Consider the following 15,070-nt stretch of genomic DNA (forward strand, 5'->3'; position numbering starts at 1 on the left):
GCTAGGTGAGGGCGGGAATCCGAACTCCCTGCCACGCCAGGCGTTTGGCGCGCTCCGGATCGCGTTCGACGCGGCCGGGCGAATCCATGATCAGCGTGGCGCGCTGCTCCTCGGTGTAGGCGGGCCAGACCGGCAGTGGAGTTCCGGTGCGGGCGAAGGCCAGCCAGTTGTCCTGGAACTGGCTCGACACCTCGCGGAAGGCGCGATGGCCGCCGAGCGCGGTCATGGCACGGCCCAAGGACGAGTCGACCGCACCGAAGACGGGGATCAGGTCCAGGGCGTGCGTCGCGCCGAAACCGCTCAATTGAATTGCGCGCGGGGCGAAGTCGTAGCGGTAGGCGTAGGTCGGCGCGTACCGGCTGTGCGCCTCCATGACGCGCACCGAGGGCCGCCAGAAGGTGAAGTCGCCGCCCATGCGGACGGTGGCCCTCTTGCCCGGGAAGCCGGGATACGCGGCGGTGACCCGGTTCTCGACGGCCGCGCCGAATTCGGCGAGCGTCTCGTGCAGCCGGTCCTGCGAGGTCGGCATGGACTGGCCGAGTTTGGTGAAGATGGGGCTGTCGTCGCCCACGTCGAGAGCCTGATCCACGTGCCGCAGCAGCCAGCGCATGCGATCGGGGGTGGTGGGCAGGGTGTCGTCGAAGCGCACGAACAGGGTGGCCTCGTCCCGGTTCGTCCCGATGATGAGCGGTACGCGATGCGCGGTGCCATTGACGAACGCGGCGATCGGTGCGACCGGCAGGTATTCACCGTCCACCACGGGCGCCACCGGGAACAGGCCCGGCTGCTGTTGCATGACCCGGGAGACCGAGTGGTCGACGGCCTTGCGGATGTCGTTGGCGCCGGCCGTGCGCAGCGCCTTGGCTGCGTCTCCGGGGGCGATGCCGAGGTCGTCGAGGACGCGGCGGGCGAACAGCCGGGCCTCGGCCTGGCTCGGCGCCCAGTCCGCGGGCGCGCTCTGGGCGATGGCGCGGTGGAACAGTCCGGCCGCGGCGGGCGTGGCCATCAGGGCGAGCACCGCGTGCGCGCCGGCCGATTCGCCGAAGATGGTGACATTGTTCGGGTCGCCGCCGAACGCGGCGATATTGCGCCGCACCCACTCCAGCGCCGCGACCTGATCGCGCAGGCCCAGGTTGGAGTCGAATTGGCTGTCGGGCGTGGAGTATTCGCCGAAATCGACGTAACCGAAGGCCCCGAGCCGGTAGTTGACCGACACCACGATGACATCGCCGCGGACCGCCAGCCTGCCGCCGGAATACAGCCGCAGCGCGGAGGTACCGATCATGTAGCCGCCGCCGTGAATGAACACCATGACCGGGCGCGGCGTGGCGGATGGCGTGTTCGGCGCCGTCACGTTCAGTGTGAGGCAGTCCTCGCCGGTCGGCTGCGCCTGGCGCGGCCCGGTTCGGGCGCCATCCCGGTGTTGCATTGCGGCGTAGCCGAAGCGGGTGGCGTCACGCACCCCGCTCCACGGCTGCACCGGCCGCGGCGCCCGGAAGCGGAACTCTCCCACCGGAGCCGCCGCGAAAGGGATGGACCGCCAGCGTGAAACGCGGCGGCCCCGTAATCCGCGAACTGCGCCGTCCGCGGTCGTGATGTCTGTCGTTGCCACCATTCACAAAGGGTAGACCCAACTCTCGGGGGCTCCCAGGGGTCGGCGGGCGGGTGGCGGGAACAGCCGACCCACCGGCCGGGCGCGGCGGGCCGGACAGCGACGGGACGGCTACTGCAGATAACCCTCGACCTGGCGGGCGGAGTTGGCCTGGGCCTCGTCGGGGTTGCGGCCCTGGTCCTGGCGGGCACGGCGCTGGCGGAGCAGGTCCCAGCACTGATCGAGCTGGACCTCGATCTCGGCCAGCTGGCGGCGCTCGGTCTCCGGGTCGAGTTCGCCACCGGTGGTCTTGGCTCGCAGCTCGTGCTCACGATCCACGAGTTCCTTGATGCGCGCGTGGATGTCCTTTTCGCTCATGCGGACCACTCTACGACCCGGGCCAGCGCCGACCCGGCCAATCCGACCGCGCGTGGCAGCTCCGCCGCAGGTAGCGCCGCATATCCGAGGGCGATGCCGAAGGTGTGCCGGGCGCCGAGATGATGGCGGCCCAGCGCGTCCAGATAGACGCCGAGCTCGCGGGCGGCGGCCACCGCGCGATCCTCCTGCTCCGGGGTGGCGAGGGGGACGAACACGTGGGATCCGGCGTCGTCGCCGCGCACGCGCAGGCCGTGGCCGCGCAGCGCGTCCACCACCAGAGCACGCCGGGTGGGCATGTCGCGGCGCAGGCGGCGCAGATGGCGGGCCAGGTCGCCGTGCCGGGCCAGTTCGGCCACCACTTGCTGACCGGCGGGGGCCGGGCCGGTGCCGGTGAATTCGCGGTGGGCGAGCACGGCCGCGGCGACGGCGGGATCGGCAACCAGCCAGCCGACACCCAGCGACGGGGTGAGGATTTTGCTGGTGGTGCCCAGGTGCACGACCACGTCCGGGGCCAGGGTGGCCAGCAGCGGCAGCGGTGCGGTGTCGTACCGCAATTCGCCGTCGTAGTCGTCCTCGACCACGAGCGCGCCGGTGCGGCGGGCGAATTCGATGAGCTCGACGCGGCGCGCGGCGGGCATGCGCGCGCCCAGCGGAAACTGGTGCGCGGGAGTGCAATACACGAGACCGGCGTCCTCCGGCAGCAGCTCCACCCGCAGGCCGTCGGCGTCCACCGGCACCGGGACCGTCCGCATGCCCGCCGCCCGGAAGGCTCCGGCCGCCCGCTGATAGCCCGGATCCTCGATGGCCACCACCGCGCCGGGCCGCAGCAGCGCGGCCGCGAGTTCGCCTGCGGCCGCGCTGGTTCCGGCGGTGGCCAGCACCGTGGTCCCGCTGCCCGCGCCCAGCCCGCGATGCCGCAGCAGATGTTCGGCGACGGCCTCGCGATAGTCGGTCTCACCGCTCCGGTCCTTGCGGATCAACGGCATTCGATCCGAGGCGGCCCGCCACGCCCGCCGCCAGGCGGCCCGATCGATGGCCTCGATGGCTGGCGCCCCCGCGCCCAGATCCAACAGTCCCGCCAGCGGATCGAGCCGTTCGGGCCCGCCGGTCTGCGCGCCGACCGGCGCGGGCGCCGCCGTCAGATAGGTGCCCGACCCGTGCCGCCCATCCAGCCACCCTTCCGCGTGCAGCTGGTCGTAGGCCGCGGTCACAACGGTCCGGCTCACCCCGAGCCGCTGCGCCAGCTCCCGCGAGGACGGCAACCGGTCACCACCACGCAGCGCACCGGAGCTGGCGGCCCGCCGCAGCCCATCGGCCACCTGCACTGCCAGCGGCACCCCGCTCTCCCGTGCGATCGCGAACGGAAGATCATCGTCGACCAGCCGATTCACCTTCGAGTGGCCTCCTGCCCCTGCGGCGAACAGTCGATCCCAGCATGCCAGTCCTGGTGGTGGACCCGACCACGAACGCCGCACCGGTCCGCCGAAGTGGTCTGTCGATCTTGCGGGGAATTGGCTATTCAGGAATGCCATTTCTCCGCTGAAACTGGTCGTATGAGTGAGACAGCTTCTAGCCGGACCCCTTTGTCACCCACCCCGCGCAGCAGCCTCACCCGAGCCAAGGAGCGGGGTCGCGTTGATCGCGGCGAGCTGGACGCGGTCCTCGACGCCGGGCTGATCTGCCACCTGGGCGTGGTGCTGCACGGCAGCCCGGTGGTCATTCCGACCATCTACGGCCGCGAGGGCGACACGCTGTACCTGCACGGCTCCACCGGTTCCGGCAATATGCGCGCCGCCCTGACCGGCGACGTCTCGCTGACCGTGACGCACGTGGACGGCATCGTCTATGCCCGCGCCGCAATGCACTTCTCCATGAACTACCGCTCGGCGGTCATCCACGGGCGGCCGATCGAGCTCACCGATCCCGGGGAGCGGATGCGCGCGTTGCGGGTCATCGTCGAGCAGGCCGCGCCCGGCGCGTGGGACGCGGTGCGCGCGCCGAACAAGAAGGAGATGGCCGCGACCACGGTCCTGGCCCTCGACCTCACCGAAGCCTCGGTCAAGGTCCGCACCGGCGGCCCGCGTGACGAGCAGGCCGATATCGACGCCGGGGGCGTCTGGGCCGGAGTCCTGCCGCTTCGTCAGGTCTTCGACGCCCCGATCCCGGCCGCGGATCTGGCCGCGGGCGTGCCGATCCCGGCCCACGTGCTGGACCGCCGCACCGACGCGGTGGCCGCGGTCTGACGGCTATCTACTGCGGATCTGGCCGCGGGCGTGCCGATCCCGGCCCCACGTGCTGAACCGCCGCACCGACGCGGTGGCCGCGGTCTGACGGCTATCTACTTCAGCAGCCGGGACATGCGGCGATCGGCCAGGATCTTGCCGCCCGTCTGACAGGTCGGGCAGTACTGGAACGATTTGTCCGCGTAGGACACCTCGCGGACAGTGTCGCCGCACACCGGGCACGGCAGGCCGGTGCGGGCGTGCACCTGGAAGCCGGAACGCTTCTCGCCCTTGAGGCGGGCGGCGTCCTGCCCCACCGAGCGCTGGATGGCGTCGGACAGGGCGGCCCGCATGGCCGAATACAGCCGCGCCACCTGTCCGGTGTCCAGGGTGCCGGCGTTGGCGAACGGCGAAAGCCTTGCCGTGTGCAGGATTTCGTCGGAGTAGGCATTACCGATGCCGGCCAGCAGGGTCTGGTCGGTGAGCGCGTTCTTCACGCGCTGCGAGGTGCCGTGCAGGATCTCGGCGAATTCGGGTTCGCTCACGGCCAGGGCGTCGGGACCCAGTCGCGCGATGCCGGGCACCGAGAGCGGATCGCTGGTGATCCACACGGCCAGCCGCTTCTTGGTGCCGGCCTCGGTGAGATCGAACGCGGGGGTGGCGCCCTCCGGGGTGAAGAAGTGCACGCGCAGGGCGAGCGGCCCCTTGCCGGGTTTGGGTGGGTTGGCGCCGGGTTCGTCGATCCAGCGCAGCCAGCCGCCTCGCGACAGGTGCGTGATCAACCACAGCCCGTCGCAATCCATTCCGAGGTGTTTGCCCCAGTGCCCGACTCCGGTGACGTCGCGTCCCGACAGCGCGGTCACCGGTGGTTCGAAGGTCTTCAAGACGCTCAGGGCCGCGACGTCGACCCGCCCGACCACCGCCCCCACCGCATGCTCGGCCAGGAATTGCTCGAGCGCCACAATCTCCGGTAGTTCGGGCAACGGATCTCCTCCACCTGGGCGATCATCTCCGTCCACCCTAGCCGCACCCCCCGACACCCGACGGTTCCAGCGCGCGGCCGCGGCCCGCCGAGGAACGCTGGGGGGGTATGGCCCGCCCGCCGCTGGAAGGCCCGGCTCTGGACGCGCCCGTCGCTGCAGGGCCCGGTTCAGGGCGCGCATGTCGCTACAAGGCCCGGCTCAGGACCCGCCCGCCGCTACAAGGTTCGGCTCAGGACCCGCCCGCCGCTACAAGGCCCGGCTCAGGACCCGCCCGCCGCTACAAGGCCCGGCTCAGGACCCGCCCGCCGCTACAAGGCCCGGCGGGTCGCGATGCCCGACCGGCTCGGCCGTCCGCCGAGAGCCTCACTCGCGGAAGCGCTCGCGCAGCAGGAAGCGCTGGACCTTGCCGCTGGGTGTCTTCGGGAGCTCGGGGACGAAGTGGATGCGGCGCGGGTAGACGTGGGCGGCGAGCTTCGTCTTCACCAGCTGCTGGAGGTCGGCGGTCAGGGTGTCGTCGGCGTCGACGCCCGGGGCGAGCACGGCGACCGCGATCAGGACCTCACCGCGCAGTTCGTCGGGGACGCCGATGACCGCCGCCTCCGAGATCGAATCATGTTCGGTGAGAACGCTTTCCACCTCGAAGGGGCCGATGCGGTAGCCGGCCATGAGAATGACGTCGTCGTCGCGGGAGGCGAAGGTGAGGTAGCCGTCGGCGTCGCGGGAGGCGACATCGCCGGTCAGGTACCACTGACCGTCTGCGGTGAAGCGGGCGGCGCTGGCCTCGGGGGCATTGCGGTAGCCGCGGAAGGTGAGCAGCGGGCTGGAGGTGGCGATGGCCACGCGGCCGGGTTCGCCGGGCGGGGCGGGTTCCTCGGAGTCCAGGCTCAGGATCTCGACGGTGTAGCCGGGCGTCGGGTGCCCCATGGACCCGATCTTGATGTCGGCGATCAGGTCCGGATGCCAGGCGTTGACGACGGTCATGCCGGTCTCGGTCTGGCCGTAGTGGTCGCGGATCTCCAGTCCCAGCGCCTGTTTCGACCAGGTGATGACATCGGGCGTGAGCGGCTCCCCGGCGGAGGACAGCCGGCGCAGCGACACGCCTTCGGGGATCGGGGTGTGGCGCAGGGCGCGGTAGACCGTCGGCGCGGCAGCGAAATTGGTGACGCCGAAGTGCGCGAGCACTCGCCAGGTGAGGGCGGGATCGAACGGCGCGCACACCAGCAGGCTGCGCTTGCCGGTCGCCATCGGCGCGAGGATGGCGATGTAGAGCCCGTAGGCCCAGCCGGGATCGGCGATGTTCCAGAACACGTCGCCGTCGGCGTAGTCGATGCCGTACTCGAGGTACATGACCACTCCGGCCATGCCGCCCAGCCGCATGGGCACGGCCTTGGGTTTGCCGGTGGTGCCGGAGGTGAACAGTTCGACCAGTACGCCGTCGCCGCCGATGGCGACGGATTTCGGTGCGGGACCGGTGTTTTCGAGCAGATCGGCGAAGGCCACGTCGTCGCCCTCGGGCGCGCCGGTGGTGATGATTCGCCAGTCGCGCTCGGCCGGCAGGTCGGCGCTTGGCGCGAGCTTGTCCCGCTGGGCCCCGTCGGTGATGACGAACTTGGTGCCGTTCCCGGTAACCCGCATGGCGATCGCGCCCGGAGCGAAGGCCGTGAACAGCGGCACGTGCACCGCCCCCAGCCGCCAGACGGCCAGCAGCGCGACGACCAGCTCCTGCGACTTGCCCATCAGGGTGGCGACCCGATCCCCTTCGCCCACACCGAGTTCGGTGAGCGCGGCGGCGACCCGCTCGGATTTCTCCCGGAGTTCGCCGAAGGTCACGTCGACGCTGGACAGGTCCGGCTGCGCGAAGGTGAAGGCGACCGCCTCGGCGGGATGCCGGTCGCACAGCAGCTCGGCCGCGTTCGCGTCGGCCGCGCCGTACTCGTCACGGAGTTGTCCGGCCCGTTGGATCGGGGTTGTCATGCAGTACCTCCACACGCGAGGGGGTCACAGCCCTCCAACCTCGGGCTGTGACCCCCGCTACACCGTCGACCCGACTATTGACGCTTCGCCAGTAAACGTCAATAGGCTCGCGCGCCGCGCCCGGATCCCGCTAGAGCGACCGCCGCAGCAGATAGATGTCCATGATCCAGCCCTTGGCCTCGCGCAGCGCCGCACGCCGGCGGGCGATGCGGCCCTCGACCACACGCAGCGGGCCCTCGACGATCACCTCGTCGGGCATCCCCACGTACGCGCCCCACCAGATGTAGACGTCATCGCCCGGCACCTGGGTGAACGAGCACTCGCCGTCCAGCATCACCAGCGTGGATTGCCCCGGAATCAGTCCCTCCTCGCGCAGTCGCCGCCCGGTGGTGATGTGCAGCGGCTCGCCGATCTCGTGCAGCACGATGCGGTGCGCGGCGGCCAGCGACTGCGCGCTGGTGATGCCGGGGATCACCTCGTAGTCGAAGTGGATGCGCTCGCGCTCGAGCACCCGTTCCACGATCCGCAGCGTGCTGTCGTAGAGCGACGGGTCACCCCACACGAGAATGCCGCCCACGCCGTCGGTTTCGGCGAAGGCCCGCTCGAGCAGCTCGGCCCGCGCCTCGTGCCAGTCCGAGACCGCGCCCTGGTAGACGGCGTCCGCGCCACTCGCGGGCACGCTCCGGTCGCGCGGCGGGTCGGCGATCTCTACTATCGAGTGCGGCTGGCGCGCGTACTCGGTCAGGATGGCCGACCGCACCTCGGTCAGCTCCTGCTTCTCGGCCCCCTTGCCGATGAGAAAAAACACGTTTACCTGGCACATCGCCTTGATGGCCTGCACCGTCACCTGGTCCGGGTCCCCCGCCCCGATTCCGATCACAAACAACTTCCGCACGGTGCGTAAGCTTGCCAGGCGTGGAGAGCGCCCGAGATACCCAGTACGAGGACCTGCTCCGACTGGTGCTGGAATCCGGCACCCCCAAGGCGGATAGGACCGGAACCGGCACCCGCAGCATCTTCGGGCACCAGCTGCGCTACGACCTCTCCCAGGGCTTTCCGCTGATCACCACCAAGAAGGTGCATCTCAAGTCGATCGTCTACGAGCTGCTGTGGTTCCTGCGCGGCGACTCCAATGTGAAGTGGCTGCATGAGCACGGCGTCACCATCTGGGACGAATGGGCCGACGCACAGGGCGAATTGGGCCCGGTCTACGGCGTGCAGTGGCGGTCGTGGCCGACCCCGGACGGCACCCACATCGATCAGATCTCGCAGGTGCTGCAGACGCTGCGCACCGATCCGGATTCCCGGCGCATCATCGTCTCGGCATGGAACGTGGCCGAGCTGAACAAGATGGCGCTGGCCCCCTGCCATGCCTTCTTCCAGTTCTACGTGGCCGACGGCAAGCTGTCGTGCCAGCTGTATCAGCGCAGCGCGGACCTGTTCCTGGGCGTGCCGTTCAATATCGCCAGCTACGCGCTGCTGACCCACATGGTGGCCCAGCAGACCGAGCTGCAGCCCGGCGACTTCATCTGGACCGGCGGCGATGTGCACATCTACGACAATCACGTGGAGCAGGTGCGCGAGCAGCTGCGCCGCGAGCCCTACCCGTTCCCTACGCTGCAACTGCGGCCCGCGCCCACCCTGTTCGACTACGGATACGAGGACGTGGAAATCCAGGGGTACCAGCATCATCCGGCCATCAAGGCCCCGGTGGCGGTGTGAACCGGACTGTCGGGCTGATCTGGGCGCAGACGCCGAAGGGAATCATCGGGCGGGACAACACGATTCCGTGGCGAGTGCCCGAGGACATGGCGCATTTCAAGGAGGTCACCTTCGGGCATCCGGTGGTGATGGGCCGCAAGACCTGGGATTCGCTGCCGGCGCGTTTCCGTCCGCTCGACGGCCGCCGCAATATCGTCGTGACCCGGCAGGCCGATTGGTCCGCGACCGGGGCGGAACGCGCGGGCTCGCTGGCCGAGGCCCTGCAGATGACCGGCGAGCAGTCGGTGTGGATCATGGGCGGCGGCGAGATCTACCGTGCCGCAATGCCTTTCGCGACCGAGCTGATGGTCACCGAGATCGACGCGGAAATCGACGGCGACACTGTGGCCCCCGCCATCGACCGCGCCTGGCAGACGGACGCGGCCGACTGGCGCGAGTCCTCGACCGGTCTGCGGTATCGCTTCCGCCGTTATCGCCGTGCCGCGCCTGGTGCGCGATAACGCGCGCATTCCGCATCCGGCAATTCCTGCACACACTGCGTCGAAACCGCCGATCGGCCCGGGCGCGTCCGGCATACTCAGCGATACTCCGGCGAAAGGCAGTCCATGGACAAGAAATCGCTGACCGCGGTTGCTCGCCAGCAACTGAAACTGGCGTCCGCCGCCTCGAGCGGGCGCAGTTCGTTGACCATCTACGGCGGCCATACCCACAGCCTGCGCCAGACGGTCATCGCGATGACGGCGGGACAGACACTGGCCGAGCACGAGAATCCGGCCGAGGCGACCCTCCTGGTGCTGAGCGGGGTGCTGGTCCTGATCAGTGGCACCAACGAGTGGAAGGGCTCGGCCGGTGACCTGATTGTGATCCCCAACGCTCGCCACAGCGTGAAAGCCGTGGATGACGTGGCTTTTCTGCTGACCGTCGCCAAGTAGCCCAGGCAGACACGGCATACCGGACGGGTCGGCGGTCGGCGGCAGGGCCTAAGGTTGAGCCCATGGGTGAGCCACAGCCGATCCTCGACCCGCTCACACCGGCTGCGATCTTCCTCGTCGTCACCATCGACGAGGGTGGCGAGCAGGTGGCGCGGGATTTGCTCGCAGATCTGCCAGGGTTGCGCCGCTCCGTCGGATTCCGGATACCCGGATCCGGCCTCGCGTGCATCACCAGCATCGGGTCCGCCGCCTGGGACCGCCTGTTCTCCGGGCCGAAACCCGCACAGCTGCACGAGTTTCCGGGATTCGCCGGCGAGAAGCATCAGGCCCCGGTCACACCGGGTGACCTCCTGTTCCATCTCAAGGCCGAGGCCCAGGACGCCTGCTTCGAATTGGCGATGAAGATCGCCGAGCGGCTTTCGGGCGCGGCCACCATCGTGGATCAGACGGTGGGCTTCCGCTATTTCGAGCAGCGCGATCTGCTCGGATTCGTGGACGGCACCGAGAATCCCGAGGGTGAGCTCGCCGCCACCGCCGCGCTGGTGGGCGACGAGGATCCCGAATTCGCCGGTGGCAGTTACGTCATCGTGCAGAAGTACCTGCACGACCTGGTCTCGTGGAAGGCGCTGTCGACCACCGAGCAGGAAAAGGTGATCGGGCGAACGAAAGTCGACGACTTCGAGCTGTCCGAGGCCGAGAAGCCCTCGAATTCGCATGTGGCCGTGAACGATCAGGACGAGATCGGCAATATCGTGCGTGCCAATATGCCGTTCGGCTCGGTGCAGGACGGCGAATTCGGCACCTACTACATCGCTTACGCCGACGACCCGGCCATCACCGAGAACATGCTGATCCGCATGTTCATGGGCAGCGCCGACGCCGCGTACGACCGCATCCTCGATTTCTCCACCGCCATCACCGGCACCTCGTTCTTCGCCCCGCCCGCCGGGTTCTTCGACGCGCTGCCCGACGCGCCCGCCGCGTTCGCGGCCCGGCTCGATTCTGGACTGCGCTCCGCCTCCCCGCGCTTGGAGCGGGGAAGCGAAGCGGAGGGCAAATCGGACACAGGATCCCTCGGCATCGGGGCGCTCCGGGATCTCTGACCGGTGCTAGAGAAACGTTGAACCGAAGGAGCTGACGCATGAACAACCTGCATCGCGAACTCGCGCCCATCACCTCGGTGGCCTGGTCGGCCATCGAGGAGGAGGCGACGCGAACCTTCAAGCGGCACATCGCCGGTCGCCGCGTGGTCGATCTGTCCGGCCCGCACGGCGCCGACTACTCCGCCGCCGGGCTGGGCCGCACCAGCACCATCACCTCCCCCGGTGACGGCGTGCAGGCCCGCCAGCGCGTGGTGCTGCCGCTGGTCGAGCTGCGGGTTCCGTTCGAGCTCTCCCGTGAGGAGCTGGACAATATCGAGCGCGGCGCGCGGGACGCCGATCTGGATCCGGTGAAGACCGCGGCCAAGAAGATCGCCTTCGCCGAGGACCGCGCCATTTTCGAGGGTTATCCGGCGGCCGGGATCATCGGCGTCCGGGCCAGCACCTCGTGCGAGCCGGTGAAGCTGCCGGGCGACCCGCGCCTGGCTCCGGAGGCGGTGGCGCAGGCGCTGAGCAAGCTGCGGCTGGCGGGTGTGGACGGGCCGTACTCGGTGCTGCTGTCGGCCGATCTGTACACCGCGGTGAGCGAGACCTCCGACCACGGGCACCCGATCCGCACCCACATCGAGCGGCTCATCGACGGTGACATCATCTGGGCGCCCGCCATCGACGGCGCGTTCGTGCTGTCCACGCGCGGTGGCGATTTCGATCTGCAGATCGGCCAGGACCTGTCCATCGGCTATCTGTCGCACGATGCCGAGACGGTGCAGCTCTACTTCCAGGAGAGCCTGACGTTCCTGGTGTACACCGCCGAGGCGGCGGTGCCGCTGGAAGCGTGATCAGTTGATCCGGAAGCGGTTTCGATACTCCGTCGGCGTGGTGTCCGCCGGAAGCCCCGGGTGAAGGTGCCGGTGGTATTGAAACCGCAGGCGGCGCAGGGCATTACGGCTGGCGGGGCATCGCGCGGCTGGTGTGCAGGTAGCGGACAGCGCCGTCCCCGTCGATCAGGCCGTAGACGGCGTGACGGCCGCGGACCGGGCGCGCGGCGATCAGGGCATCGGCGCGCAGGTGCACGAGTTCCATATGGTCCGGGGCGGAGACCAGGGCGGCCTCCGCGGTCAGGGGAGTCGTCGACAACCAGGCCCGGCCGGCCGCGTCGACGTCGATGGCGTGCTCGTACATGGCCGAGCGGTAGCGCCCGCCGACCCGCGCCGCGTCCACCGGTTCCGGCCGGGCGGGCGGCACCGGCCGGGCGGGCAGGCGGATACCGGCGTGCACCCACAGGAGATCGCCGACCAGGTCCTGATAGAGCGCGAAGGCGTCACCTCCATTGGCCAGCAGGGCAACTGCGACATCGGCCTCCGGCGCGATCCGCAGGAAGGCGTTCTGTCCGATGGTGCTGCCGTCGTGTCCGAACAATCCGCTGCCGGCTGGATCGAACAGCTGGAACCCGAGGCCCCAGTGCGTGCCGTAGCCGATATCGGGCACCTCGACCTGCGGCCGGGTCATCGCCCGGACCTCGGATTCGGGAAGGACGCGGACACCGTCCGCGGTGAGCCCCCCGGACAGATGCAGTCGCGCGAATCCCAGCAGGTCGCGGGCGGACATCGCCAGCCGCGCCCCGGCCGGGGCGTTGGAGGCCGGCAGCGCCCACACCGGTGCGGGTTCCGGGCCGGTGTCCGGCGCGGATTCGAGGTGGCCGACCGCGGCCCGGAACAGGATCGCCTCGTCGGCGTCGGTGGCCACCCTGGTCAGCCCGAGCGGGGTCGCCAGCCGTTCCCGCAACACCGCGTCGAAAGGCTTGCCGCGCAACACTTCCAGGATGCGACCGAGCAGCACATAGCCGCTGTTGCAGTAGGAGAACATGTCGCCGGGCCGGTGCACCTGCCCGGCGTCGGCGATGGCGGGCAGGAACTTCTCCACCGCGTCCGCGCCGCGCCCGGTGTCGAGGAACAGATCGCCGTCGATGCCGGAGGTGTGGCAGAGCAGCTGCCGGATGGTGAGGGCGGCGGCGGCCGCCTCGTCGTGCACCCGGAACTCGGGCAGGTATCGCCGCACGGGGGCATCGAGCTCGATCAGCCCCTCGGCGGCGAGCTGCATGATCAGCGTCGCGGTCCAGGTCTTGGTGACCGAGCCGACCTGGAACACCGAATCGATGGTCGCCGCAACACCTGTCGCGGTGTTCAGCACCCCGGCCGCCGCGTCGGTGATCTCGCCGCCGACCAGCACCGCCACTTGCGCGCCGGGGACTCCGTACTCCTCGATCGAGTCGGCCAGGCGGCGCTCGAGGTCGGCGGCATGCGGCATGGGTCGCTCCTAAGGCGCTAGCAGAGGCACCGTAGGTTACCGCCGGATGGCCGGATCGGGCCTGGACTGAACGTCCTATCTGCATGACGTGGACGCGGTTGCCGTCGGGGTCCCGGAACGCGAACATGAGCGGCCCGGAATCCCAGTCCAGGAGATCGCCGACGGCGCGGCCCAGGTCGGTCCGGGTGGCGTGGGCGGCGCGGCCGCGCCGAATTCATCGGCGGAGCGCGGCGGCGGGTACGGTTTCCGGCAGTCGGTTTCGGGAGGTGGATGACGATGGTGCGGGCGGGCGTGGTGCCGGGGCGGCGGATGGCCGGGTACATGGCCACGGGCGTGCTCGTGGTGGCCGTCGTCTGCGCGGGCACGGTCGCGGTGTTCGGGCTGAACCGGGTGTTCACCGGCCTGTTCTTCGGTGCGGCCGGTGCGGTCGCCCTGCTGGTCGCGCTGTTCGGCCGGGACCGCGTGGAACTGACCGAGGAGTCGATCGTGCGGCGGACGCCGTGGGGGTCCGCGACGGTCGCGTGGGATCGGGTGGTGGCCGGCCGGTTCGCGCTGGACGAGAAGAGCCGCTGGACCCTCGCGCTGGATCTCAACGGCGGTGACGAGCGGCATCAGGAATTGGTGCTGCTGTCCATCCCGCCGGTGGAGCGGCCCATCGCCAACGCCTACGACATGCGCAAACGCGAACAGGTCGAGGAGATTCGAACCATACTGCGGCACAAGCGGATTCCGGTGACCATCCTCCCGGAGATCGCCGATGCCCTACGGCGCCACTGGAAGATCGCCCCGCCCACCCGCTGAAACCCGCGCACCTAGGGGATCACCCTGAGACGGCGGCGACCACAGGACGATGCAGACGCCCCGGTCAGAACCCCAGAATCCTTGTGTAGCTGGTGATCGCAGCGTCCTCTACGGAACCTCACAGCTACGGCGGATCGGACGCACAGCAGCAGGTGTGAGGGTGAGAATCGTGGCGTTGAGCGTTGTGGCGGAGGACTTTCGCCGGTACGGATGGACGATCGAGTCGAACGGCGATGGAGTCGACCTGATCACCGATGAGCAGATCGCGGCCATCGAACTCACCGGATCCGTCGCAGCCGGAGTGCGCCGGTACCTGCGGTCCAACAATCTCTCGGGTCCGGTCATCGAGGTCCCGGGTCCGCAGCGGCGGGAAATCCATCTGGTCGTCGGCGCGGCCAAGGCCGCGCGGGCCATCGAGGGCCTGCGCGCGGCGGGCGCGACCGTCTACACCGACGGGGACCGGGTCGCGCTGCCACAGCCGGGCCGCGGCATCGCCTGGAGCGTCATGCCCCACGAGGCGCGCTGGGTGCCGCCCGTGGTCGCCATCGCCGCGGCCGTGCGCGCCGTCGGCGCCGCCGACCGGCGGCTGCAGACCGTCGCCTGCTGACCTCCGCGCGACCCCGGCTGGCTAGGGTGGGACGGTGATTCACACCGCGGCACTGGCGCACATCCGGGATCGTCGCATGTTGCAGACCCGGTCCACCGGCAAGGACGTCTTCTACATGGCGGGCGGCAAGATCGATCCGGGTGAGACCCCGGAGATGGCCCTGCACAGGGAGATTCACGAGGAACTCGGTGTGGGCGCGACCGGCGTCAGCGAACTGGGCGTGTTCGAGGCGGAGGCCTACGGGCACGCGCCCGGCACCCGCCTGCACATGACCTGCTTCCTCGGCGAACTGACCGACGAGCCGCGCGCCTCCGGCGAGATCGCCGAGCTGCGCTGGTTCACCCTCGGCGAGTACGCCGCCATGGACGCGGTCGCGCCCGGCTCCCTGCTGGTTTTCCGGCGGCTGCACGCCCTCGGCCTGATCGACTGACCTCGCCGCGCTGTAACCACCCG

Annotated in this window: 17 protein-coding genes; 10 read left to right on the forward strand and 7 right to left on the reverse strand. The window is 69.8% G+C overall.

Annotation, left to right across the window (positions count from 1 at the left end):
- Nucleotide 1: 1 nt before the first annotated feature.
- The 3 genes from ON33_RS25860 to pdxR all read right to left on the reverse strand — a co-directional run bounded on the left by ON33_RS25860 (nt 2) and on the right by pdxR (nt 3,360).
- Nucleotides 2-1,615: a carboxylesterase/lipase family protein gene (locus tag ON33_RS25860; protein WP_040861694.1), complete on the reverse strand. Its 1,614-nt coding sequence runs from the start codon at nt 1,613-1,615 to the stop codon at nt 2-4.
- Between the two features lie 108 nt (nt 1,616-1,723).
- Nucleotides 1,724-1,969 (reverse strand): DUF2630 family protein, encoded by a 246-nt coding sequence (locus tag ON33_RS25865; RefSeq protein ID WP_040861768.1) that lies wholly within the window; start codon nt 1,967-1,969, stop codon nt 1,724-1,726.
- Nucleotides 1,966-3,360 (reverse strand): MocR-like pyridoxine biosynthesis transcription factor PdxR, encoded by a 1,395-nt coding sequence (gene pdxR / locus ON33_RS25870; protein ID WP_245550710.1) that lies wholly within the window; start codon nt 3,358-3,360, stop codon nt 1,966-1,968. Before pdxR ends, ON33_RS25865 begins: the two co-directional genes overlap by 4 nt.
- 162 nt (nt 3,361-3,522) lie before the next feature.
- On the opposite strand from pdxR, the gene ON33_RS25875 reads away from it, so the two are divergent.
- The gene (locus ON33_RS25875) at nt 3,523-4,212 is read left to right on the forward strand and encodes a pyridoxamine 5'-phosphate oxidase family protein (RefSeq protein ID WP_040861695.1); all 690 of its coding nucleotides are present in this window, start codon (nt 3,523-3,525) and stop codon (nt 4,210-4,212) included.
- Nucleotides 4,213-4,307: 95 nt separating this feature from the next.
- Here ON33_RS25875 and ON33_RS25880 read toward each other — a convergent pair whose 3' ends face one another.
- The 3 genes from ON33_RS25880 to cobF form a co-directional block, all read right to left on the reverse strand.
- Nucleotides 4,308-5,174, reverse strand: coding sequence for an Fpg/Nei family DNA glycosylase (locus ON33_RS25880; protein WP_040861696.1), 867 nt, complete (start codon nt 5,172-5,174; stop codon nt 4,308-4,310).
- A gap of 363 nt (nt 5,175-5,537) precedes the next feature.
- Nucleotides 5,538-7,148: an AMP-binding protein gene (locus ON33_RS25885; RefSeq protein ID WP_040861697.1), complete on the reverse strand. Its 1,611-nt coding sequence runs from the start codon at nt 7,146-7,148 to the stop codon at nt 5,538-5,540.
- A 130-nt stretch (nt 7,149-7,278) separates the two neighbouring features.
- A complete protein-coding gene (cobF, locus tag ON33_RS25890) occupies nt 7,279-8,043 on the reverse strand; it encodes a precorrin-6A synthase (deacetylating) (protein ID WP_040861698.1) in 765 nt (254 codons plus the stop codon).
- 20 nt (nt 8,044-8,063) lie between these two features.
- Between cobF and ON33_RS25895 the strand changes: the two genes are divergently transcribed.
- The 5 genes from ON33_RS25895 (at nt 8,064) to ON33_RS25915 (ending at nt 11,741) form a co-directional block, all read left to right on the forward strand.
- On the forward strand, nt 8,064-8,870 hold the full coding sequence (locus ON33_RS25895; RefSeq protein WP_040861699.1) for a thymidylate synthase: 807 nt from the start codon (nt 8,064-8,066) through the stop codon (nt 8,868-8,870).
- Nucleotides 8,867-9,370: a dihydrofolate reductase gene (locus ON33_RS25900; RefSeq protein ID WP_040861700.1), complete on the forward strand. Its 504-nt coding sequence runs from the start codon at nt 8,867-8,869 to the stop codon at nt 9,368-9,370. The genes ON33_RS25895 and ON33_RS25900 overlap by 4 nt, the downstream gene beginning before the upstream one ends.
- A 105-nt stretch (nt 9,371-9,475) precedes the next feature.
- Nucleotides 9,476-9,802 (forward strand): cupin domain-containing protein, encoded by a 327-nt coding sequence (locus ON33_RS25905; protein WP_040861701.1) that lies wholly within the window; start codon nt 9,476-9,478, stop codon nt 9,800-9,802.
- Between the two features lie 62 nt (nt 9,803-9,864).
- Nucleotides 9,865-10,905 carry a Dyp-type peroxidase gene (locus ON33_RS25910; RefSeq protein WP_040861702.1) on the forward strand — a complete coding sequence of 347 codons (1,041 nt, stop codon included), beginning with the start codon at nt 9,865-9,867 and terminating at the stop codon, nt 10,903-10,905.
- Between the two features lie 38 nt (nt 10,906-10,943).
- Entirely contained in the window at nt 10,944-11,741 is a 798-nt protein-coding gene (locus ON33_RS25915; protein ID WP_040861703.1) for a family 1 encapsulin nanocompartment shell protein, read from the forward strand.
- 103 nt (nt 11,742-11,844) lie between these two features.
- Here ON33_RS25915 and ON33_RS25920 read toward each other — a convergent pair whose 3' ends face one another.
- The gene (locus tag ON33_RS25920; RefSeq protein ID WP_040861704.1) at nt 11,845-13,209 is read right to left on the reverse strand and encodes a serine hydrolase domain-containing protein; all 1,365 of its coding nucleotides are present in this window, start codon (nt 13,207-13,209) and stop codon (nt 11,845-11,847) included.
- 88 nt (nt 13,210-13,297) lie between these two features.
- Here ON33_RS25920 and ON33_RS25925 point away from each other — a divergent pair, with 88 nt between their 5' ends.
- From ON33_RS25925 to ON33_RS25940, 4 genes are all read left to right on the forward strand, one after another.
- A complete protein-coding gene (locus tag ON33_RS25925; RefSeq protein ID WP_040861705.1) occupies nt 13,298-13,483 on the forward strand; it encodes a hypothetical protein in 186 nt (61 codons plus the stop codon).
- Nucleotides 13,480-14,010, forward strand: a complete 531-nt coding sequence (locus ON33_RS25930) for a hypothetical protein (protein WP_040861706.1) — start codon at nt 13,480-13,482, stop codon at nt 14,008-14,010. The genes ON33_RS25925 and ON33_RS25930 overlap by 4 nt, the downstream gene beginning before the upstream one ends.
- Before the next feature lie 169 nt (nt 14,011-14,179).
- Nucleotides 14,180-14,617 (forward strand): hypothetical protein, encoded by a 438-nt coding sequence (locus ON33_RS25935; protein WP_245550711.1) that lies wholly within the window; start codon nt 14,180-14,182, stop codon nt 14,615-14,617.
- A gap of 34 nt (nt 14,618-14,651) precedes the next feature.
- Nucleotides 14,652-15,047 (forward strand): NUDIX hydrolase, encoded by a 396-nt coding sequence (locus tag ON33_RS25940; RefSeq protein WP_040861708.1) that lies wholly within the window; start codon nt 14,652-14,654, stop codon nt 15,045-15,047.
- Nucleotides 15,048-15,070 lie beyond the last annotated feature (23 nt).

It is taken from the genome of Nocardia niigatensis NBRC 100131 (assembly GCF_000308655.1).
GTDB lineage: Bacteria > Actinomycetota > Actinomycetes > Mycobacteriales > Mycobacteriaceae > Nocardia > Nocardia niigatensis.